Raw genomic sequence first — 22109 nt, 5'->3', positions numbered from 1 at the left:
GGTTAGGGTGAGGGGATACATACTAACGCGAAAGCCCCTCACCCCGGCCCTCTCCCTCGGGAGAGGGGGACGCCCACTTAAACAACGTCGTACCTTCTTATTCAGAACTTTGCTTAACTGACCGGCATTAGAGTCCAGGCTCCGGTTTTTTATTGCGACAACTACTGCTGCGCCTTCAGCCAGGCGATCTCTTCCGCCCAGATATCCGGGTTCACCGTTTCCAGGATCAGCGGGATATTGTCGAAGCGCGGGTCGCGCATGATGTAGCTGAACACCGTTTTACCGATGTTGCCCTCACCCAGACTGTGGTGACGGTCAACGCGACTGCCGAATTCGCTTTTGGCGTCGTTCAGGTGCATACCGCGCAAATAGTTGAAGCCCACCACCTCACCGAGTTCCTTAAAGGTCTGTTCGCAGGTTTCCTCGGTACGCAGATCGTAACCGGCGGCAAAAGCGTGACAGGTGTCGATGCAGACGCCGACGCGGCTTTTGTCTTCCACGCCGTCGATGATCGCCGCCAAATGTTCAAACTTAAAGCCCAGATTACTGCCCTGACCGGCGGTATTTTCGATCACCGCTGTCACACCGCTGGTTTTATCCAGCACCAGGTTGATGGATTCAGCGATGCGTGCCAGGCATTTGTCTTCGTCAATTTGCATCAGATGGCTGCCAGGGTGGAAATTCAGCAGCGTCAGCCCCAGTTGCTCACAACGCTGCATCTCATCAAGAAAGGCTTCGCGGGATTTTTCCAATGCCTCGGTCACCGGGTGGCCGAGATTAATCAGGTAGCTGTCGTGCGGCAGGATCTGTCCTGGGCCGTAACCGTACTGCGCGCAGGCGCTCTTGAATTTATCAATCACATCGGCAGGCAGCGGGGCGGCCTTCCATTGACGCTGATTTTTAGTGAACAGGGCGAATGCGGTCGCCTCTAATTCGTGCGCGCGGATAACCGCTTGATCCACGCCGCCTGACGCGCTGACATGTGCACCGACAAACTTCATTTTCATTCTCCTGTGTAATCGGCGTCATTATGGCATTGATAGCGGAAGGATTGAATGGCTGAAAAAGTTCAGGCCCGCGATGACGGGCCTGAGGTAGTGGAATAATCGCGGGGTGAATCAGAGGAAGTGTTGCACCAGCAGGTTAATCGCACCGCCGCCGACAATCAGCCAGATGAACAACAGGGTGGCCAGCAGAATCGGTTTTACCCCCGCCTGGCGCACTGCGCTGATGTGGGTGGTCAATCCCAGCGCCGCCATGGCCATCGCCAGCATCCAGGTATCCGCAGTAATCAGATGTTTTACCAGCGTAGCCGGGATCAGGTTGAACGAGTTCAGCCCGGCGACGGCGATAAACAGCACGGCAAACCAGGGAATGGTAATGGCAGATTTTTCTGCTTTCTCACCGCTGTTGTCAGTGCTACGGCTGCGGCTGATAAATCCTGAAAGTACGACCAGGAAGGGGGCCAGCATCATTACGCGGATCATTTTAGAGATTACCGCAGCGTTTTCAGCATCCGGCCCGATGGCATGTCCGGCGGCGACGACCTGTGCCACTTCGTGGATGGTCGAACCGGTGAAGATACCGAAGCTTTCCTGATTAAACGGCAGCCATTGGAATTGCTCGTTCAGATGGTACAGCCAAGGGTAGGCAAAGATCGCCAGCGTACCGAACACCACCACGGTGCTCACGGCGACCGCCACCTTATTGGCATCGGCTTTCAGTACCGGTTCGGTAGCCATGACCGCAGCCGCACCGCAGATGCTGCTGCCGGCACCGATCAGCATGGTGGTATGAGTGTCGAGGCCAAACACTTTCTTGCCCAACCAGCAGGCGAGCAGGAAAGTGGTGGTGAGCGTTAACGCATCAATGATGATACCGGTAGTGCCCACGTCGGCAATTTGCTGAAACGTCAGGCGGAAGCCGTAAAGGATAATGCCCAACCGCAGCAGGCGCTGTTTGGCGAACTGAACGCCGCTGTGAGAGCTGGGCTGTAACCAGGGATACAGCGTATTACCTACCACAATGCCGAGTAAAATCGCCAGCGTCAGCGCTCCCAGCCCCAGTCCGGCCACCCATGGAATATCACCAATCCAGACGGCTAACGCGGTGATAGCCCCGGTCAACAGCAGCCCTGGGATCAGGTGAGGTAAACCGAACAGGGCAAATTGCCGAGTGGGGAAATTCTGTGTGGTATTGGTCGCCATAAGTCAGCCCTTTTAATCAAAATCTTGAGCACAGACTACGTTCTGGCTGCATAAAAGAGAAATTGATTATATGGTTATAACCTATCTGAATAAGTGGTTAATCGACATGGGCGGCTTTCATGCTGATTTCTGCAAACGTGGTACCATTAATAGTATTCACCCTGTGCGTTGTTGCCGGTCAGCAGCGCAGATTTTGCATTAATTTCAGTGACTTTTTTCGATGTCACCTTTGCTTAAAACCGAGACGCTATGCATATCACCTTACGTCAATTGGAAGTGTTTACCGAAGTGCTTAAGAGCGGTTCGACCACGCAGGCTTCGGTAGTTCTGGCGTTATCACAATCGGCGGTCAGCGCCGCGCTGGCCGATCTGGAAGGGCAATTGGGCGTGCAGTTGTTTGACCGCGTGGGCAAGCGTTTGGTCATTAATGAGCATGGCAGGTTGCTGTACCCGAAGGCGCTGGCACTGCTGGAGCAGGCGGGGGAGATTGAACAACTGTTCCGCCATGACGGCGGCGCATTGCGCATCAGTGCCAGCAGCACCATCGGCAACTATATGCTGCCGGAGATGATCGCCCATTATCGGCATGATTTCCCCGCTTCACCGTTGGAACTGAACGTCGGCAACAGCCAGGACGTGATCGGCGCTGTGGCGGATTTCCGCGTCGACCTGGGACTGATTGAAGGCCCTTGTCATATGCCGGAACTGATCACTCTGCCGTGGCTGGAAGATGAATTGGTGGTATTTGCCGCGCCGGACAACCCATTGGCCGGGCAACCGCTGACCCTGGAAATGCTGGCCACAGCCCCCTGGATCCTGCGTGAGGGTGGCTCGGGGACGCGCGAGGTGCTGCATCATCTGCTGCTGGCGCACTTGCCGCACTTCCAACTGGTGATGGAACTGGGTAATTCGGAAGCGATCAAACATGCGGTTCGCCACGGCATGGGGATCAGTTGCCTGTCGCGGCGTGTGATTGGCGAACAGTTGGCCAGTGGCGTGCTGGTGGAGCTGAATATCCCGTTACCGCCGTTGATGCGCACCCTTTATCTGATCCATCACCGGCAAAAGCATATCTCCAACGCGCTGCAGCGTTTTCTCGGATACTGTGGGTTTCAGCCTCAATAGCGTCTCCGAAAGCAGTAAAAAAGCATAAAAAGCTGCTCCCTGTCACATTAATGACAGTAAGTAAGGTATTCTGGCCTGTCGCTAATAATTAGCCCTGAATTATGAAGCTATCTTATATCAGTGGAATGTTATTAGTTCACCGGCGGGTATTTGTTACAATCCGCCCTCATTTTTTTTGACCAGCAGATAGGGTAAGAATGGCTCAGCAGGATATAAAAACAACATCGGAGCAAGCAGTGCCCGGATTACGCCGCGAGCTGAAAGCTCGGCACTTAACCATGATTGCTATTGGTGGCTCTATCGGCACCGGTCTGTTTGTCGCCTCTGGCGCTACGGTTTCTCAGGCCGGTCCGGGCGGGGCACTGCTGTCTTACGCGCTGATCGGACTGATGGTTTACTTCCTGATGACCAGCCTGGGCGAATTGGCAGCCTTTATGCCGGTGTCCGGCTCTTTCTCCACCTACGGTGCCAAATACGTAGAAGAAGGCTTTGGTTTCGCGCTGGGCTGGAACTACTGGTACAACTGGGCGGTGACCATCGCCGTTGACCTGGTGGCCTCGCAGCTGGTGATGACCTATTGGTTCCCGGATACGCCGGGCTGGATCTGGAGCGCACTGTTCCTTGGCCTGATGTTCCTGTTGAACTACATCTCGGTCAAAGGCTTCGGTGAAGCGGAATACTGGTTCTCGCTGATCAAAGTGACCACCGTCATTATCTTTATCGGTATCGGCGTGCTGATGATCTTCGGCATCCTCAAGGGGGGCGAGCACGCGGGCTGGCAGAACTGGACTATTGGCGATGCGCCGTTTGCCGGGGGCTTCTCGGCGATGATAGGCGTGGCGATGATAGTCGGCTTCTCGTTCCAGGGTACCGAGCTTATCGGCATCGCGGCCGGCGAGTCGGAAAACCCGGGCAAAAATATCCCGCGCGCAGTGCGTCAGGTGTTCTGGCGTATCCTGCTGTTCTATATCTTCGCCATTTTGATTATCAGCCTGATCATCCCTTATACCGATCCGAGCCTGCTGCGTAACGATGTGAAAGACATCAGCGTCAGCCCGTTCACGCTGGTCTTCCAGCACGCCGGTCTGCTGTCGGCGGCGGCGGTGATGAATGCGGTGATCCTGACGGCGGTGCTGTCCGCCGGTAACTCCGGGATGTACGCTTCCACCCGCATGCTGTTTACCCTGGCATCGGAAGGCAAAGCGCCGCGTATTTTCGCCAAACTGTCGAAGGGCGGGGTGCCACGCAACGCGCTCTATGCCACTACCGTGGTGGCGGGCCTGTGCTTCCTCAGCTCAATGTTCGGCAACCAGTCGGTTTATCTGTGGCTGCTGAACACCTCGGGGATGACCGGCTTTATCGCCTGGTTGGGGATTGCCATCAGTCATTACCGTTTCCGTCGCGGCTATATGATCCAGGGGCGTGATCTGAACGATTTGCCTTACCGTTCCGGTTTCTTCCCGCTGGGCCCAATCTTTGCGTTTGTCCTGTGCCTGATTATCACGCTGGGGCAGAACTATCAGGCGTTCCTGCAAGACCGCATCGATTGGTACGGCGTGACCGCAACTTATATCGGTCTGCCGCTGTTCCTGATTATCTGGTTCGGCTACAAGCTGACGCGCGGCACCCGTGTCGTGAAGTACAGCGAAATGGAATTCCCGAAAATGGACGTGAAGTAATCCCTGTCTATACCCGTTAAATTTCAGGCTGCAGCTGACCGTTCGGCCGCAGCCTGAAACTAATCCTTTCCTTTTATCCCCAGCGCTTGCTGCGCCGCCGTCATCAGGCTTGCTACCGTTTTATAATCCTGGGTTAACGCCAGTACTCCGGTATTCAACCGCAACGTCACCTCACCGAATGCGCCAAAATCGTAAGGCACCTCCAACGGTGGAACGATACGCGCCAAAAATTCGCCTTCGGAACCGTAAGGCAGGCCGTGCACCAGGATCAGAAACTGACCACCGCTATAGCGGCAGACAAAATCGCTCGGGCGCACCAGCATTTTCAGGCGCTCGCCGATGGTGCGTAACACGTCATCGCCGATCAGCACCCCGTGGCTCTGGTAGAGCGCCGCCAGTGGGGTGAATTCGATAATAAACAGGTGAGATAGCGGGTGGATCGTCGTGGCGGGATGGCAAATTTCTTGCATCACCGCTTCACCGCCTGCGCGGTTAAGGAAACCGGTCAAATGATCGCGATGGGCCGCTTTTTGTTTTTCTGCGGCGAGGGTGACGTATTGTGCGACCTGACGATGGTAAAACGCGATCAACCCATGGGCCAGCAGCAGCCACAGCGGGATGATATCCGCCAGTAAAAACAGATTTTGTACGCGTGACAGCGGTGCGGCCAACAGATAGGGCAGGGTCAGCAGCATAATTTCCAGCAGGGCAAAACGCGGTGCGGCGGCATGACGCTGCATCAGCCAGAATGCCAGCGCGGTGATCAACAGGCCGGCGGACAGGATCAGTAGCATGCGGCCTGAAAGCATCGCCAGCAGTGCAATTGCGCCCACCAGTGCACACCACAGCAGTACCGTCACCAGCATGGCTGTTGGCCTGATAGGGGGAGTGACGCGCGCCAGCCACCAGCGCCCGGCGGTCAGTAATGCCAGCAACGCCAGCAGTGCAGCCGCGATCGCCAGGTTGCTCAGCCAGCCATACGCCAGCAGCAGCAGTGCCACACCGGCGGCATTCAGCCAGGGAGTGGTGGGGGATGGCACCAGCGTAAGCCGCATTTGGCGTTGAAATTGGGCGTTATCAGCCTGATGCGAACTTTGTAGCAGCCAATTCAGTAGCGCAGGTTTTTTAGGCGTTAACGTTGGGGAGCGACTTCTCATGGCGGCCTCTTTAGTAAAGGGCCCGCTAACGGGCCCTAAATATCCGGCATAAGGTGCCTGGTACACCCTTTGCCGGTCTGGCTTTGGATTCTATGTGGTTTTGTTGCAATTTGTCATAGTTGGGCGCGGGGCGGCCAAACTTTCGGAATTATTAACCCTGTACGCCATCGGAAGCTTGTCGGACCTGACTGGCTAATAGCCTTATAAAATAAAGCGTTACACATTAACATGGCAGGTAATAGCTATTGGTATGATTGATAAGTATTATCGTTTGCTTTATTGTTATCGGCTGCTTATCCCGTTCAAGCGGCCGTCTGGCGCGCCGCCATGGTCATTGTCGTAACAGGTATCCGAAATAATGAGCGTATCCACCGATCCTCTGTCTGACGCCAAGGGGCAACCCGACGTCAACGTTATGGGGCGTTATCACCATATTCTCCGCCACCGTTTATTGATGATGGGGGTGTTGGCATTGGCAATTTTGGGTTCGCTGCTGCTGGATTTTACCCTGGGGCCATCCGGACTTTCGCTGTCCTCCCTGTGGCAAACGCTGATTGATCCTGCGGCTGCAGATGCCGGTACGCGGGTGATTGTCTGGGATATCCGTTTGCCTTATGCCTTGATGGCCGTGGTGGTGGGGTTTGCGCTTGGCCTGGCCGGGGCAGAAATGCAAACCATCCTGAATAACCCGCTTGCCAGCCCCTTTACCCTCGGGGTTTCTTCTGCCGCCGCTTTCGGCGCGGCACTGGCCATTGTGTTGGGGATTGGCGTGCCGGGTATTCCTGACCAGTGGTTTATTTCCGCCAATGCGTTTATTTTCGCCTTGTTTGCCGCATTGATGCTGGACGGCATTACTCGCTGGACAAGGGTTGCCACCTCCGGGGTGGTGCTGTTCGGGATTGCGCTGGTGTTCACCTTTAACGCGCTGGTCTCCATGATGCAGTTTATTGCCAGCGAAGATACGCTGCAGGGGCTGGTGTTCTGGACGATGGGTAGTCTGGCCCGCGCTTCCTGGGACAAACTGGGCATCCTGCTCGGCGTATTTGCCGTGCTGCTGCCGTTGTCGATGATGAGCTCGTGGAAGTTGACCGCGCTGCGTCTGGGTGAGGATCGGGCGGTGAGCTTCGGCATCGACGTGCGCCGCCTGCGCCTGACCACCTTGCTGCGTATCAGTATTCTTTCCGCATTGGCGGTGGCATTTGTTGGCCCGATTGGTTTTATCGGCCTGGTAGCGCCACATATCGCCCGCATGATTTTCGGTGAAGATCATCGTTTCTATCTGCCGGCCAGTGCGTTGATTGGCGCACTGGTGCTGTCGATGGCCTCAGTGGCCTCGAAAAACCTGATCCCGGGGATCATCATTCCGGTCGGCATCGTCACTTCGCTGGTGGGTGTGCCGTTCTTCCTGAGTATTATTCTGCGTCATCGGGGGAATGTATGAGCCAGGGATTGCGTATCGAGCATTTCTCCGCCGGTTATCCGAAGCGTCAGGTGATCGGCAATTTGGCGGTGCCAATGTTGCCACGTGGCCAAATCACCGTGCTGCTGGGGCCGAACGGCAGCGGCAAGTCGACGCTGCTGCGCTCGCTGGCCGGGCTGAACCCGGCGCAGGGGCAACTGTGGCTCGATGATATCGATCTGATGCAGATGCCCTTTGCCCGTCGGGCCGAGAAAGTGGTGTATTTGCCGCAATCGTTGCCTGCCGGAGTGCATTTGCACGTGCTGGAGTCGATCATCGTGGCGCAACGTGCCTCGGGCGGCCGCAGCAACGCCGGCAGCGAGTCGGAGGTTATGGCATTGCTGCAGCAGCTTGGCATCGCACATTTGGCGCTGAGCTACCTCGACCAGCTTTCCGGCGGCCAGAAACAGCTGGTTGGCCTGGCGCAATCACTGATCCGTCAGCCTTCGCTGCTGTTGCTGGATGAACCGCTGAGCGCGCTCGATCTTAACTACCAGTTCCACGTGATGGATTTGGTGCGCAAAGAGACGCGTAAACGCAATATCATCACAGTGGTGGTGGTGCATGACATCAATATAGCTCTGCGCCATGGCGATCATGTGTTGATGCTGCAGGACGGTGAATTGATTGCCGACGGTGCGCCGGAAGAGGTGATCACGCCGCAGAGTTTGGCGCGGGTGTATGGCGTTCGCGGACGTATTGAGCGTTGTTCGCAGGGCACCCCGCAGGTGTTGATCGACGGATTGGTGAACCAGCCGGTGGTTTGAATTGTTCCCTCTCCTTTGGGAGAGGGTTAGGGTGAGGGGATACATACTTACGCGAAAGCCCCTCACCCCGGCCCTCTCCCTCGGGAGAGGGGGACGCCCACTTAAACAACGTCGTACATTCATATTCAGAACTGTACTTAACTGACCGGCATTACCCGATCTCGGGGCCTTTTTTATCGCATCAGAAGTTGTAGGTCATGCCGACGGTGTAACGGCGGCCATCCAACACGGTATTGTAGTTATCGTAATCGACGGTTTTATCGAGGATGTTGTAAACCCCACCGGTAACCTGCAGGTTTTTATTCGCCTGGTAGCTAAGGCCAGCGTCAACAAAGGTGTAAGACGGCGTGCTCTTGGCCATCGATGCTCGGCTCATGTAGTCCGATGTCTTACTGCGGAAGTTAACGCGGGACCACAGGCTGACATCGTGAGTTGCCTGCCAGTCCAGCACGCTGTTAACCATATGCTTCGGCATCTGGTTCAGTGGTTTGCCCTGGAAATCCCCACTTTTTTGCTCTGATGAGGTATAGGTGTAGTTGGTGTTCCACTTCCAGTCTTTGCTGATTTGCCAGCCAAAGGTGGCCTCTACGCCACGCATATTGGCTTTATCGACGTTAGTACGGTCGCTGATAAAGTAATAAGGCGTGTCGCCGATCATGCATTGCGCGTCGCCGTCGCCGCTGTCGCAGCGGCGCACTTCGGTAATTTTATCTTTGAAGTCGGTGTTAAACAGGGTAACGCCGGCGTTCAGGTTTTGCTGGTTATCCCACATCACCCCGATCTCTTCGCTCAGGCTTTTTTCTGGCTGCAGGTCCGGATTGCCGATGATGATTGAAGTGCGGCCACCGCCGGTGATTTGCCCCCAATTGGCTGAGGATTGACGCAGATCCGGTGAACGGTAACCGGCAGAAACGCCGCCTTTCAGCGTCCATTGCTCGGCCAGGTGCCAGACGCCGTACATGCGCGGTGTCCAGTGGTTGCCGTAGTTCTGGTCCTGATCCATACGGATGCCGCTGGTCAGGCTGAAATCGTTGGTCATCGCCCATTCGTCTTCGGCAAACAGCGCCCAGCTCCAGCGCGTCAGTTTGTTCAACCCATCCGCTGCTGCCAACTGATTGCCACCGTCGCTCAATTTTTCGTAACGGTACTGGCCGCCGAGATTCAGCATATGGTCGCCGAGGTCAAACTGGGTTTGCGTATTGAAGATAGTGTTGTACATCTTCATGTCGCGGCCTGGGTTATTGGTTTCTTCGCGCTGAATGTAGCTGGTGGTATTGCCGAAGTCGTAATAACCGTTATGGGTTACGGCGTAGTTGGTCCGGGTGTAGAGGCTGTCGCTGGCGCTGTTAGCCGTGCATTTATTGTTACGGCAGTTTTCAGTCGCCATGGATTTGCCCGGCGTACTGTCACGATCCTGCAAAGAGCGGCCAATTTCGAAATCAAAATCGTTCTGTTCGTTTGGCGTCAGGTTGAATACCGCGGTGCCACTGCGCATGCGCTGCTCGCTGTAGCCATTGAGGATTTGGTCCTCGGCGCGGCGGGACAGCAGGCCATTGACCCGCAGACCCAGCAGGCCTTCAATCAGCGGACCGGAAGCGTAGGCGTTAGTCTGGAACAGATCGCCGGAGTTGCTGTTCTCCTGGAAGGTGGCATCGCCGTGCAATGAACCTTTCCAGCCCTGGGTATTGGAGGTTTTGCGGGTGATCACGTTGATCACGCCGCCCATGGCGTCAGAACCGTACAGCGAAGACATCGGGCCGCGCACCACTTCAATGCGCTCAATGGCTTCCAGCGGCGGCAGCCAGCCCTGCTCAATACCCGAGTTATCGCTGTTCGGGCGGGTGCCACGGGTGTCCACGCGTTTGCCATCGACCAGAATCAGGGTGTATTTAGAGGACATGCCGCGGATGCTGATATCGCTGTTGCTGGCCCCGCCGGTTACCACCACGCCCGGTACGTCTTTCAACGCGTCGGTAATGTCCCGGTAGGCTTTGTCTTCAATCTGTTGGCGCGGGATCACCGAGATAGAGGCGGGCGAGTCCTGGATTTTTTGCTGGAAACCGGAGGCGGTCACCACCATGGTGTCCTGAGCGTCATTCTGTGGTGCGGCGAACGCGCCGGCGCTGCCGAGTGAGGCAATAATCAGTGCGGTGAGCTGGTTATAACGTGGCTTTTCCATGAGGCAAACCTTTCCTGGTCTGATGTAAATCGACAAAGTGTCGCTTTAACGTTTTGAATAATAAGTAGAAACGCAGTCTCGTCGTTGCGAGATTCGTCGTTCCGGCAGTATTTCGTCAGGCCATTGTAAGGATTTCAAACAAAATGTAAACGCAAATGATAATTCGTATCATTTGTATACTTATAAAAGGAAAGGGGAACTAACGTATGAATTGATGAATTGAGGGGAAAACCGGCGCAGCAGGGCGTGCGCCGGGCAGAATCAGCGTTTCTGGATGTAGGTAATTGCCAACGCCAGGGCCAGCACCAGGCCTTTGATAATGTCCATCGCGTAGTAGGGGACGGAGAGCATCACCAGGCCGTTTTGCAGTACGCCGAGGATCACCGCACCGACCAGCGTGCCGAGCGCGTTGGGCTTGCCGGAGCCGGCCAGCGAAAAACCAATGTAGGCGGCGGCGACCGCATCCATCAGATAACCGCCACCGGCATTGACCTGCGACGAACCAATACGTGACGCCAGCAGTATGCCGCCAAGCGAGGCCAGCAGGGCAGAAATGACATAGGCAGCAACCCTGTAACGTACGGTGCGAATGCCCGACAGGCGTGCCGCTTCCGGATTACCGCCGATGGCGTACATGCGGCGACCATGCTTGGTCAGCGACAGAAACAGCTGCACCACAACGGTGACCGCCAGCATAATCAGCACGATCACCGGCACCTGGCCCAAAGACGAGAAAATCTCCGGGATCAGGCCTTCTGCCATGTCACCGTTCGGCAGCAGCATATTTTGGGTGATGGATCCGCCATAGCTGTAGGTCATCGCCACGCCCTGGATCACAAACAGGCTGGCCAGGGTTGCCAGCATATCGGGAATTTTCAGCACCACGATCAGGAAAGCGTTGAACAGCCCGACCAGCGTGCAAATCAGCAACGTCAGCACAATCGCGCCGGTAGTGCCGAAGCCGTACCAGACAAACAGCGAAACCACCAGGGCGTTGGCCAGTGACGCGGTAGAACCGACGGAAAGGTCAAATCCGCCGACCGACAGTGAGATGGAGACTCCGATGGCGATCACCGTGACGATGGCGATCGAGCGTAAGATATTGATGATGTTGTTGGGATCGAGAAAGTTGTCCGACGCCAGCCCGAACAGGGCTATCAGCGCGACAACAGTGAGTAACATCCCCCACTTGTAGAGAAACTCAAACAGCTGATGGCGCCAGGGTTGCGCATTCTGCAGGGATAATTCTTTACTCACGCTGGGGTTCCTCCGGTGGAATACAGTAATAGGGTTTCTTCATCAATCTCGGCGGCGTCAATTTCCGCCACTACCCGGCCATCCCACAGCACGCAGATGCGATCGCATAAACCGACCAGCTCCGAAAATTCGCCGGAAGCATAGATAATGCCTTTGCCGTCGCGCGCCAGGCCGTCGATCAGGGTGAATAATTCCTGTTTGGCCTTGATATCCACTCCCTTGGTGGGTTCATCGAAAATCAGCACTTTGGCGTCGCCGCGTAACCATTTGCCAATGGCCACTTTTTGCTGGTTGCCGCCGGAAAGCCTGGCCAGCCGCTGCTGTGGACCGGAGGCGCGAATATTCAGGCGCTGCATGATATCCCGCGCCCAGCGCAGTTCCTGACGACGGCTGAACAGGCTCCAGCGTGAAAAACTGTCGTCGGCGCTGACGCTCAGGTTCATCGGGATGGCTTCATCAATAAAAATGCCTTCTTTACGCCGCTCTTCCGGCACCAGCGCCAGCCCTTGTTCGACGCTAAGGTGCGGCGCACGCGGGGCCCAGGGTTTACCCAGCAGTTCGCCTTGTTCAACCCGTGCCGGCGTGGCGCCAAACAGCGCCTTGCACAGTTCGGTTTTGCCTGCCCCGGCCAGTCCGGCAATGCCGAGGATTTCCCCCTGATGCAGCCGCAGGCTGACGTCGCGCAGCTTGTGACGATCGTTCAGACCCTCCACCTGCAGCAGCGGGCGGGAACCGTGCGGTGGGCGCGGCGGCGGGAAGATATCATTCAACTGATGACCGAGCATTTTCTCGACTATCTGCTCACCGCTCAGGCCCTGCATGGCGTCTTCGCTGACGTGGCGACCATCCCGCAGCACCGTCAGGCGGTCGCAAATTTCGCTCAGTTCATGAATACGGTGTGAAATAAACACCACGCCAATACCTTCGGACTTAAGGCGGCGCACCACGCGGAACAGCCGTTCGCTTTCGGCGCGATCGAGCGGGGCGGTAGGTTCATCGAGCACCAGGAAACGGCAGCGGTGGGACAACGCACGCGCCAGCAGCACCTGCTGTTTTTCCGCCAGCGTGCACTCTGTCAATCGCTGACGCAGGTTAATGGTTAGATCCAACTGGGCCAGTAACTGCGCCGCCTGGCGGTACAGTTGCGCCCAGTTCAGCAAATGCCCCGGCTCATTTAGCCAGTCGAGCATGATATTTTCCGCCACCGACAGCGTAGGGATCAGCGCCACATCCACTTCCTGCTGCACCACATGGATCCCATATTGGCGCGCCTGCAGCGGCGAATGGATATCCACTTTTTGCCCGTCGATAAAGATCTCGCCACGGTAATGATTGTGCGCGCCGGAAAGTATCGCCATCAGCGTGGACTTACCCGCACCGTTAGCGCCGACCAGCGCATGGGTAGAGCCGCCCTGCAGGGTGAAGTCGACGTTTTGCAGTGCGTTGAAGCCGGCAAAGGCGATCGAGATATTGCGCATCTCGAGGCGTGAGGGCGTATGGGTTGGCATAGTGTGATTAAAAGACGTTTAGGTGTTTAGATGGCTAAAGTGAGTATTTTGTAACACAGATTTTGTTTTTCTCAACAAACTAAATGGCATAACCAGGATGAAAATAATCTTTCGCCGATGAGGGCGCCCGTTCAGAGGCGATGGCAAAACTGAACGGGATGCCGCGGAAAGGGAATCGCTGATAGCGCCATCCCCTGGTCCGGTTTATCAGAAGGTCGTCGGGGTATGGGCGCTGACGATGCGACAGACGCGCGCCGAGGTATTGCTGAAACTGTGGGGAATGCCGGTGTTGATGGCATAGCTCTGACCGGCGGTCAGGCAGTGAGTCTGACCGTTGATGGTCAGCATAATCTCGCCTTCCAGCAGGGTACCGATCTCCTCGCCCTGGTGCTTGATTTTCTCTCCGGTGGTGGTGCCGGGCTGGTAGGTTTCCAGCATCATTGCCAGATTGCGGGTTGGGTTGCCGTTGTGTACCAGCTTCATCGAGACACCCTGACTGCCGATTTCGATCAGGTCTTCGGCCTCGATCACCACTTTGGGTTCATTGGCGGCCTCTGGCTCGGCAAAGAATGCAGACAGCGACAGTCCATAGACCTTCAGCAACTTTTGCAGCGTACTGATGGCCGGACTGACCTTGTCCTGCTCGATGGTGCTGATTGCGCTGTGGGTTAACCCGGACAGTTCGGCGACCCGGCGCTGCGACAAACCCAATTGCAGACGGATCTGTGACAGGCGCTTACCCGGCGCCAAGCTGACTTCGCTCATAGAGGGACTTCCTTCTGGTAGGGACGACAGGCTGAAATGAATATCGGTGTCAGGTACCTGTCCGAGTGGCTTCGACACAACATGATATCGGTAGTTGCGACCAATTTGGAAAATATATTGCCCATCACCACCCCCGTTCTGGCGGAAGAAATTCTGCACACAAAAAAGCAGTTAACGCCTTTTCGGTCAATATTTTATCAATTTAGCAGTCGGTGGCGAATAATTAAACAGGATTGTAACATTTGCAAACCATTTGTGTTAAGGCTATGTTTCATATTATGGATGTTATTTTGAGCGCCAGTTCTGGCGCAGTCTACAGAGAAATCAGACCATGTGTTGAACCTATCGGCAGGTGAACGCGAACGCGTTCTCAGAGCATAATGGCGGGTGATGTATGCAAACCAATATCGCAGCAGTTGAAAATTTTGCACAGCATAATGAAGAGAGGCGAAGTAGCGCGTTCCAACGTGAGGTTGCTCATTATTTGGAACGCCACCCCTCAACGCAGTATATCGATATCCTTCTCACTGATCTGAATGGTTCCTTCCGCGGTAAACGCATCCCTGTCTCCGGACTGAAAAAATTGGAAAAAGGCTGTTACTTCCCCGCCTCGGTATTCGCTATGGATATTTTGGGCAATGTGGTGGAAGAGGCGGGCCTGGGCCAGGAACTGGGTGAACCGGACCGTGTATGCATGCCGGTGTCGGGTTCACTGACTCCCTCAGCGGCGGACCCGGATAATATCGGTCAGGTATTACTGACCATGCTGGATGAAGATGGCACTCCCTTTGACGTTGAACCCCGTAATGTCCTGAATCGAGTGTGGCAGGCGTTGCGCCAGCGCGGCATGTTCCCGGTGGTAGCGGTAGAGTTGGAGTTCTATCTCATTGACAGGCAGCGAGACTCTGAGGGGTATTTGCAGCCCCCCTGTGCGCCCGGTACCCAGGAGCGTAACATGCAGAGCCAGGTTTACTCGCTGGATAACCTGAATCATTTTGCCGAAGTGCTCAACGACATCGACACGCTGGCGCAGATGCAGGGCTTACCGGCAGACGGTGCGGTGGCGGAGGCGTCCCCCGGCCAGTTCGAGGTGAATCTGCAGCATACCGATAACGTGTTGCTGGCCTGTGACCATGCACTGGGGTTAAAGCGACTGGTGCGGATGGTGGCGGAAAATCATCATTTGCACGCCACTTTTATGGCCAAACCCTATGAAGAATACGCCGGTAGTGGCATGCACGTGCATATCAGCATGCTGGACGGCAACGGCAACAACCTGTTCGCGCAAGCAGACGGAGAAGACTCACCCTTGCTGCACCGCGCGCTGGCCGGGATGATCACCCTAATGCCGGCCTCCATGGCGCTGCTGGCGCCCAATGTGAACGCTTTTCGCCGTTTCCAGCCGGGCATGTATGTGCCTACCCAGGCATCATGGGGGCACAACAATCGCACCGTTGCACTGCGCATCCCGTGTGGCGAACCGGAAAATCATCGGGTGGAATACCGCGTTGCGGGTGCCGATGCCAACCCTTATCTGGTGGTGGCGGCGATACTGTCAGGCATTCTTTACGGCCTGGACAACGAATTGCCCTTGCCTGAGCCGGTGACCGGCAACGGGCTGGAGCAGGAAGGGCTGCCGTTCCCGATCCGTCAAAGCGACGCCCTGTACGAGTTTGAGCACCAGCATGAACTGACGCAGTATCTGGGCGAACGTTTTGCCCACGTTTACCACGCCTGCAAGCTGGACGAACTGATGCAGTTTGAGCGACTGGTGACGGAAACCGAGATTGACTGGATGTTGAAAAATGCCTGAAGCGGCGTAAAATGTGCGTCATTAACTTGATAGGCGATAGAACGATAGCGGATTAATTCACCTGTAAGGGTTGTTTTCCGAACGATCGCGAAAAGAATTTGTGTAACGGGCCTTCCTGATCTTGTCATCAGGAGGGTTTCTGGTGCAAAATATCCTTAATGCAGATAGCCGACGTTTTAACGCGTCGGTTATTTTTTTTGCATTTGTGTTTTACAAACTGTGCGTTTCATACACCAAGCGAGGCCGGACACCGATCCGGATAGATAAATAGTTTCGTGCGCGATCAAATAAAACTTTATGGTCGTGACTCATGAGGATAAGAAAGATGGGGCAATTTTTCACTTTAGCACCGGTGCCCGCCGGTTTCCGCTGCGGTCGCAGCGATTATGGAGCAGCCAAGGCCGCCTTGACTCGTTATCCAGCTTCCAATCCCCTTCTTTTTGAATTCAGTCGCAAGTTGCGAAGTTTCCCCGCAACCTTAAGTCTTGGCGTGTCTACGCTCCGCAAGACCGAAGGTAAGGGGGGGCTGCGTCATGTCCGATAACATCATCAATGCCGCTCCGGCTGAACGCGCACAGCTGCGTAAAACCCTGACTTTAGTTCCGGTAGTGATGATGGGGCTGGCTTACCTGCAGCCAATGACCATCTTCGATACCTTTGGCATCGTATCCGGCCTGACCGATGGTCACGTCGCCACTGCGTACGCCTTTGCTCTGCTGGCGGTCCTGTTTACCGCACTGAGCTACGGCAAACTGGTACGGAAATTCCCGTCCGCCGGTTCTGCCTATACCTATGCCCAGAAAGCCATCAGCCCGCACGTCGGCTTTATGGTGGGCTGGTCGTCGCTGCTGGACTACCTGTTCATGCCGATGATCAACATTCTGTTGGCCAAGATTTACCTGGAAGCCATTTTCCCGGGTGTGCCTTCGTGGATCTTCGTGGCGGCACTGGTCGCGCTGATGACGCTGTTCAACCTGCGCGGCATCAAGCTGGTGGCGAACCTGAACTCCATTATCGTGGTGGTGCAGGTGGCGATCATGATCGTGTTCCTGTTCCTGGTAGTGAACGGCATTTCACATGGTGAAGGTGCCGGTACGCTGATCAGCAGCCGTCCGTTCTGGTCTGAGGGTGCGCACGTGGTGCCGATGATTACCGGTGCGACCATTCTGTGCTTCTCGTTCCTCGGTTTTGACGGTATCAGTTCGCTGTCGGAAGAAACCAAAGACGCAGAGAACGTGATCCCGAAAGCCATTTTCCTGACGGCGTTGATCGGCGGTATCATCTTTATCGTGGTGTCCTACTTTGTGCAGTTGTACTTCCCGGACATTTCACGCTTTAAAGATCCCGATGCGTCCCAGCCGGAAATCATGCTCTACGTGGCCGGCAAGTTCTTCCAGTCGGTGATCCTGGTGTTCTCCTGCGTGACCGTGCTGGCTTCTGGCATGGCATCTCACGCCGGTGTTTCGCGTCTGATGTATGTAATGGGTCGTGATGGCGTATTCCCGGAGCGTTTCTTCGGTTATGTGCACCCGAAATGGCGTACCCCGGCACTGAACGTGCTGCTGGTCGGCGTGATTGCGTTGTCTGCGGTTTCGTTTGATCTGGTTACCGCAACGGCGCTGATTAACTTCGGTGCGCTGGTGGCGTTTACCTTTGTGAACCTGTCGGTGATCTCGCAGTTCTATATTCGCGACAAGCTGAACCGTACCGTTAAAGACACTTTTAACTACCTGATCCTGCCAATTATGGGTGCGCTGACCGTGGGTGCGCTGTGGCTGAATCTGGAAGCCAGCTCAATGACGCTGGGCCTGGTGTGGGCGGCAATTGGCCTGATTTATCTGGCCTTTGTCACGCGCAGCTTCCGCCTGCCGGTACCACAGGCTAGCGAAGACGTAGCCTAAGCTTTATTCAGTAAGTATTAAGAAGGGCGCCTTGGGGCGCCCTTTGTTGTTTTTGTCAGCCGACCAGCTCTTTGCCGTATTCAAACAGCGCTTTCAACAGCGCGGTCTTCTCTTGATCGCCTTCATGCAGGTTATACAGCGACTCCAGTTGCAGGACATAGCTCTGCACCCGCTCGGCGCTTAAGGCTTCCTGACGATGCTGTAACCAGCGGCGTTGCTCGGTGTCATCGAGCGTATTGGGGTAGTTGCGGGCGCGGAAACGGAACAGCAGCTCTTTCAGACGGCCATCGTTGAAGGTCAAATCCAGCGCCGGCAGGTTCTGCGGCTTGGTTTGCTGGATAATTTTCATCGTTGCCTTATCGGCATCGCTGAAGAAACCGTCGTACAGCCGCGCATCGACATCATCAGAACCCTTGAAAGGCTCGGCATCGGCGAACAGTGCGACCACTTTTTCGCGCACTTGCGGATGCTGGCGCAACAGTTGCAGGTTTTGCAGGCAGGCCTGACGATCGATACCCAGCCGCTCGGCGTTTTCCGGCAACAGGGTTTTCGCCGGTGCCAGCACCGGACATTTGTTGATATGTACCAGTTTGATCGGCACCGGCGATTGGCCGGGGGCCAGATCTTCACGGCGGGTATACAGCCGTTCACGCAGCTCGTCGGCGCTCAGCGTCAGCAATGGCGTCATATCACCGGCCAAATCGCACATGATCACCGCATTCTTGTTGTCCGGGTGCCAGGCCAGCGGCGATACCCAACTGGTGTTGCCACGTGCCGCGCCGAACATGCCGGAAACGTGTACCAACGGCGTCATTTCTGCGATGTCGATCAGCGCGTTCAGCTTATGTTTGTTGCGGTGCTGCAACAGGAAATCAAATAACCGTGGCTGCGCCTGCTTGACCAGTTTGGCCATGGCAATGGTGGCGTAAACGTCCGACATAGCGTCATGGGCATGCTCATGTTCGACGCCGTTGGCGCGGGTCAGGTGCTCCAGACGGAAGCTGGGGAAGCCATCTTCGTTCTCCGGCCAGACGATGCCGTCCGGGCGCAGTGCATAACAGGCACGCATAACGTCGAGCAGATCCCAGCGTGAGTTGCCATTCTGCCAACTGTAAGCATAGGGATCGTAGAAGTTGCGGTAGAAAATATTGCGACTGACTTCGTCATCAAAGCGGATATTGTTGTAACCCAGAATACAGGTGCCGGGCACGCTAAATGCCTGATGAATTTGCCGCGTAAACTCGGCTTCGTTAACGCCCTTGGCCAGTGCCAGTTGCGGCGTAATACCGGTGATCATCACCGCTTCGGGATCGGGCAGGTAGTCATCGGCCGGGGTGCAGTAGATGACCAGCGGCTCTTCGATAATATTGAAATCCATATCGGTACGCACGCCGGCAAACTGCGCCGGGCGGTCCATCGATGGGCTTATGCCGAAGGTCTCGTAGTCGTGGATGTAGAATGTGGCCGGTGCCTTGCTGCTCAAAATCGCATCTCTCGCGTGCGTAGGGAATATGCCCCTATTGTAACGGCGAGATGAACGATGCCAAGCGGTCGTTAGTGTTAATCACCGAAATGCGCTGTATTACGCACCGCGATAGTAGTTCAGGCGTAAATGAAAGTAGGGGCGTAAATAATCGGGCACCTGTTGTTCGGCATTGCTGGCGTCATTGACGGTAATGCCATAGCGTTCGTTGTAAATGACGCTGAGGGCCAGTAAATCGACTTCAATTTTTTCACGTTCTGCTTGCGGTAAGCTATCCAGCTTTCGACCCATATTATTCTCCCTGTGATTCCTGGGGCATCATAGGATCGTTAGCCGCGCTTGTCCCTACCCCATTCTGGGGGGAGACTCAAGATGTGGGTGACTGTGCCTGGAGGCCGTGGCCTGGAGCCGCTGCACCCTGAACATGTTGCGAGTATCTGACCGTAAATTCCTGCCGGTTTTGCAGATTAGCGTGCTCGAAGGCCCTGTGGGCCGAGAAAACGCTGCCGATCACCGCCAGCCAGAAAACGCTGCACAGCACCAGGATGCCCAACCAGACTTTTTGGTTATAGCTCATAAATACTCCGGATGAGAAAAGGTAATAGAATTTGCCAGGAAATTAAATCAGAGTTTCTCTCAATGGAATGTCAACGGCCACATTATTATGGTTTGTTTTTTGGTTAATGTGTTACCAAATACCTTCGTGATGTTTCAGAACATTCCTTAAGATAATATTAAGAAAAGATAAGTAGATGCCACTGAGTTTTATTTAGTATTCGTTTAATTGTTTCCACATACAATCAGCATCATTCAATACCAATGTGGATACGTATTATGAAAACTCTGCTGTTAACCGGTGCTACCGGCTTTCTCGGTGGTGCAGTTCTCGAGAAACTAATTAAAGAAAATCAGTCTATTAACTATCTTCTGTTAGTGCGGGCTGAAAATGCACAGCAGGGACTGGAACGTATTCGATTGAATATGGAAAAGTTTAATATTGATGCTGATTTATTTTCAAAGATCACGATAGAAAATATATTGTTGGGCGATTTAGGTGAGCCTGCTGAGTTTTTGGCAGACACACGAATTAACAATGTAACGCACGTTATTAATTGTGCCGCAGTAGCCTCGTTTGGCAACAACCCTCTTATTTGGAAGGTGAACGTCGAAGGTACGCTGGCCTTTGCCGAGAGAATGGCGCAGGTGTCTGGATTAAAACGTTTCCTGCACGTGGGTACCGCCATGTCCTGTGCGCCGGAACCGGGTTCTCTGGTGGCAGAGAGCGGTGAATTTGAAGAAACCGCCGAGCATTTGGTGGAATACACCCGCTCCAAATCGACCATCGAGCAGCTAATGCGCCAACGCTGTCCGCAGCTGCCGCTGGTGATTGCCCGTCCTTCGATCGTGGTGGGGCATACTCGCCTGGGTTGTCAGCCTTCCAGCAGTATTTTTTGGGTGTTCAGCATGGCGCTGATGCTGCGCAAGTTTATGTGTTCACTGCAGGACAACATCGACGTGATCCCGGTCGATTACTGTGCCGATGCGCTGGTGATGCTGTTGAACAGCGAAACGCTGGATAATGATGTTTATCATATCTCGGCCGGTGAAGAGAGCAGCGTCAGCTTTGCGGATATAGACCGGGCCATTGCCGCCGCGCTGGAAAAACCGCCGCTTGGCGATCATTACGCGCAGGTCAGCTACGAAGCGCTGCTGAAGATGCGTAAGCAACTGAAGGATATTTTCGGGCCTTGTAACGAACGACTGATGCTGAAGGCGATGCGCCTGTACGGATCCTTCGCCATGCTTAACGTGCGTTTCAGTAACGATAAAATTCTTAAGCTGGGCATGCCGAAACCCCCGCGTTTTACCGACTACATTGACTGTTGCGTACAGTCGACCCGCGGTTTGTCTATCCAGCAGCAAATGGTGGTAGATTTCAAATAACAGCACGGCGCCGATTGGCGGCGCCTGACTGTATCCGCCTCATTACCAGGACGAAGACGACCAGAAAACGCGGCCCAGCACCACCAGTTGGTCTTTGCGCTGCGGGTAACTCAGGTGTTCGTCCTGGTACTCTTCCCGGTTCAGGGAGCGAATAGTGACACCGCCGTCGGGCTGTTCGATCAACACTTTTACCCGCAGCAGATTGCCATGACGAATAGCGTAGGTTTTGCCTTCGCGAATACGTGTGTCATCGGTATTAATCCCTACCACATCACCGTCTTGCAGGCGCGGTTCCATACTGGAGCCGGAAATGCGGATGATGCGTGCGGCATTCACCGCCACCCCCATCTTGTGCAGATAGTAGCGACGGAAGATTAGCGAAAATTCTTCGCGATCGACGATTTCATAACAGCCATCGCCGGCCGAGAAATTAATATCCAGCAGGGGAATTTCCACAAACTCTTCCTTGTCCTGTTCGGTGTCTTCCCAGACCACCGGCTTGAGGCGGGCGGGTTGAAAATCCGACTCTGCCGCTACGTTATCAAACGGCCGCACCAGCTGTTTTTCATGGAAAACGTCAAACCAGCCCTTGGGCAGGTTCAGTTTGGCCTCGATCCGCCTGGCGAGGTTATCACCCAGATTGCGGGAAGACTTTTCACCGCTGATTTGGCTCAGCGTCGGCGAAGAGGACTCTACCAGCAGCGCAAACTCGTTCTGGTTGACACCCTGTCGGGCGTAGCTGGCCATCAGCTCGCGCAAATTATTGCGTCTTATTTCTTTGGTTTCCATCGTCGGATGATCGCACTCTTTAGCAAAAAGGTAAATATTGCTTTCACTAAATATTTCTTGCTTTAACTTTAGCAAT

Annotated in this window: 18 protein-coding genes; 7 read left to right on the top strand and 11 right to left on the bottom strand. The window is 54.9% G+C overall.

Translation table 11 applies throughout. The features are described from left to right. Positions 1 to 161: 161 nt before the first annotated feature. Together nfo and M2406_RS17565 are read right to left on the bottom strand one after the other, a co-directional pair. Positions 162 to 1001 carry a deoxyribonuclease IV gene (nfo, locus tag M2406_RS17570; protein WP_112364104.1) on the bottom strand — a complete coding sequence of 280 codons (840 nt, stop codon included), beginning with the start codon at positions 999 to 1001 and terminating at the stop codon, positions 162 to 164. 117 nt (positions 1002 to 1118) lie between these two features. Continuing rightward, the gene (locus tag M2406_RS17565; RefSeq protein WP_115184222.1) at positions 1119 to 2207 is read right to left on the bottom strand and encodes a YeiH family putative sulfate export transporter; all 1089 of its coding nucleotides are present in this window, start codon (positions 2205 to 2207) and stop codon (positions 1119 to 1121) included. Positions 2208 to 2456: 249 nt separating this feature from the next. Between M2406_RS17565 and yieE the strand changes: the two genes are divergently transcribed. Beyond that, complete coding sequence (gene yieE / locus M2406_RS17560; protein ID WP_012145941.1) at positions 2457 to 3332, top strand: DNA-binding transcriptional regulator YeiE; 876 nt, start codon at positions 2457 to 2459, stop codon at positions 3330 to 3332. A 197-nt stretch (positions 3333 to 3529) separates the two neighbouring features. Next, complete coding sequence (locus M2406_RS17555; protein WP_012145940.1) at positions 3530 to 5011, top strand: amino acid permease; 1482 nt, start codon at positions 3530 to 3532, stop codon at positions 5009 to 5011. Positions 5012 to 5070: 59 nt separating this feature from the next. On the opposite strand, the gene M2406_RS17550 is transcribed toward M2406_RS17555, so the two are convergent. Next, positions 5071 to 6168: a diguanylate cyclase domain-containing protein gene (locus tag M2406_RS17550; RefSeq protein ID WP_259190841.1), complete on the bottom strand. Its 1098-nt coding sequence runs from the start codon at positions 6166 to 6168 to the stop codon at positions 5071 to 5073. 358 nt (positions 6169 to 6526) lie between these two features. Between M2406_RS17550 and M2406_RS17545 the strand changes: the two genes are divergently transcribed. Next, positions 6527 to 7609: an iron ABC transporter permease gene (locus M2406_RS17545; protein ID WP_012145938.1), complete on the top strand. Its 1083-nt coding sequence runs from the start codon at positions 6527 to 6529 to the stop codon at positions 7607 to 7609. Continuing rightward, the gene (locus tag M2406_RS17540; RefSeq protein WP_012145937.1) at positions 7606 to 8394 is read left to right on the top strand and encodes an ABC transporter ATP-binding protein; all 789 of its coding nucleotides are present in this window, start codon (positions 7606 to 7608) and stop codon (positions 8392 to 8394) included. The genes M2406_RS17545 and M2406_RS17540 overlap by 4 nt, the downstream gene beginning before the upstream one ends. 181 nt (positions 8395 to 8575) lie before the next feature. Here M2406_RS17540 and M2406_RS17535 read toward each other — a convergent pair whose 3' ends face one another. From M2406_RS17535 to puuR, 4 genes are all read right to left on the bottom strand, one after another. After that, positions 8576 to 10573, bottom strand: coding sequence for a ligand-gated channel protein (locus M2406_RS17535; protein WP_012145936.1), 1998 nt, complete (start codon positions 10571 to 10573; stop codon positions 8576 to 8578). A 261-nt stretch (positions 10574 to 10834) separates the two neighbouring features. After that, positions 10835 to 11830: an ABC transporter permease gene (locus tag M2406_RS17530; RefSeq protein WP_012145935.1), complete on the bottom strand. Its 996-nt coding sequence runs from the start codon at positions 11828 to 11830 to the stop codon at positions 10835 to 10837. After that, positions 11827 to 13338, bottom strand: a complete 1512-nt coding sequence (locus M2406_RS17525) for a sugar ABC transporter ATP-binding protein (protein ID WP_259190837.1) — start codon at positions 13336 to 13338, stop codon at positions 11827 to 11829. The genes M2406_RS17530 and M2406_RS17525 overlap by 4 nt, the downstream gene beginning before the upstream one ends. A 207-nt stretch (positions 13339 to 13545) precedes the next feature. Then, complete coding sequence (gene puuR / locus M2406_RS17520) at positions 13546 to 14103, bottom strand: HTH-type transcriptional regulator PuuR (protein ID WP_012145933.1); 558 nt, start codon at positions 14101 to 14103, stop codon at positions 13546 to 13548. A gap of 394 nt (positions 14104 to 14497) precedes the next feature. Between puuR and M2406_RS17515 the strand changes: the two genes are divergently transcribed. Then, positions 14498 to 15916 (top strand): glutamine synthetase family protein, encoded by a 1419-nt coding sequence (locus M2406_RS17515; protein WP_259190832.1) that lies wholly within the window; start codon positions 14498 to 14500, stop codon positions 15914 to 15916. Between the two features lie 533 nt (positions 15917 to 16449). Then, positions 16450 to 17817: an APC family permease gene (locus tag M2406_RS17510; RefSeq protein ID WP_012145931.1), complete on the top strand. Its 1368-nt coding sequence runs from the start codon at positions 16450 to 16452 to the stop codon at positions 17815 to 17817. A 55-nt stretch (positions 17818 to 17872) separates the two neighbouring features. On the opposite strand, the gene sbcB is transcribed toward M2406_RS17510, so the two are convergent. The 3 genes from sbcB to M2406_RS17495 form a co-directional block, all read right to left on the bottom strand. Next, the gene (gene sbcB / locus M2406_RS17505) at positions 17873 to 19300 is read right to left on the bottom strand and encodes an exodeoxyribonuclease I (protein WP_012145930.1); all 1428 of its coding nucleotides are present in this window, start codon (positions 19298 to 19300) and stop codon (positions 17873 to 17875) included. Positions 19301 to 19399: 99 nt separating this feature from the next. Beyond that, positions 19400 to 19591 carry a DNA polymerase III subunit theta gene (locus M2406_RS17500; RefSeq protein WP_012145929.1) on the bottom strand — a complete coding sequence of 64 codons (192 nt, stop codon included), beginning with the start codon at positions 19589 to 19591 and terminating at the stop codon, positions 19400 to 19402. A gap of 76 nt (positions 19592 to 19667) precedes the next feature. Next, positions 19668 to 19877, bottom strand: a complete 210-nt coding sequence (locus M2406_RS17495) for a hypothetical protein (protein WP_017893428.1) — start codon at positions 19875 to 19877, stop codon at positions 19668 to 19670. 257 nt (positions 19878 to 20134) lie between these two features. On the opposite strand from M2406_RS17495, the gene M2406_RS17490 reads away from it, so the two are divergent. Beyond that, entirely contained in the window at positions 20135 to 21244 is a 1110-nt protein-coding gene (locus tag M2406_RS17490) for an SDR family oxidoreductase (protein ID WP_112364108.1), read from the top strand. 42 nt (positions 21245 to 21286) lie between these two features. On the opposite strand, the gene M2406_RS17485 is transcribed toward M2406_RS17490, so the two are convergent. Continuing rightward, positions 21287 to 22033 (bottom strand): helix-turn-helix transcriptional regulator, encoded by a 747-nt coding sequence (locus tag M2406_RS17485; protein WP_012145927.1) that lies wholly within the window; start codon positions 22031 to 22033, stop codon positions 21287 to 21289. Positions 22034 to 22109: the final 76 nt, after the last annotated feature.

Origin of the sequence: Serratia sp. BIGb0163, assembly GCF_024809935.1 — a bacterium.
GTDB lineage: Bacteria > Pseudomonadota > Gammaproteobacteria > Enterobacterales > Enterobacteriaceae > Serratia > Serratia quinivorans.
Note: the sequence above shows the minus strand (reverse complement) of the source record. Positions and strands in the feature narration are given on the sequence as shown.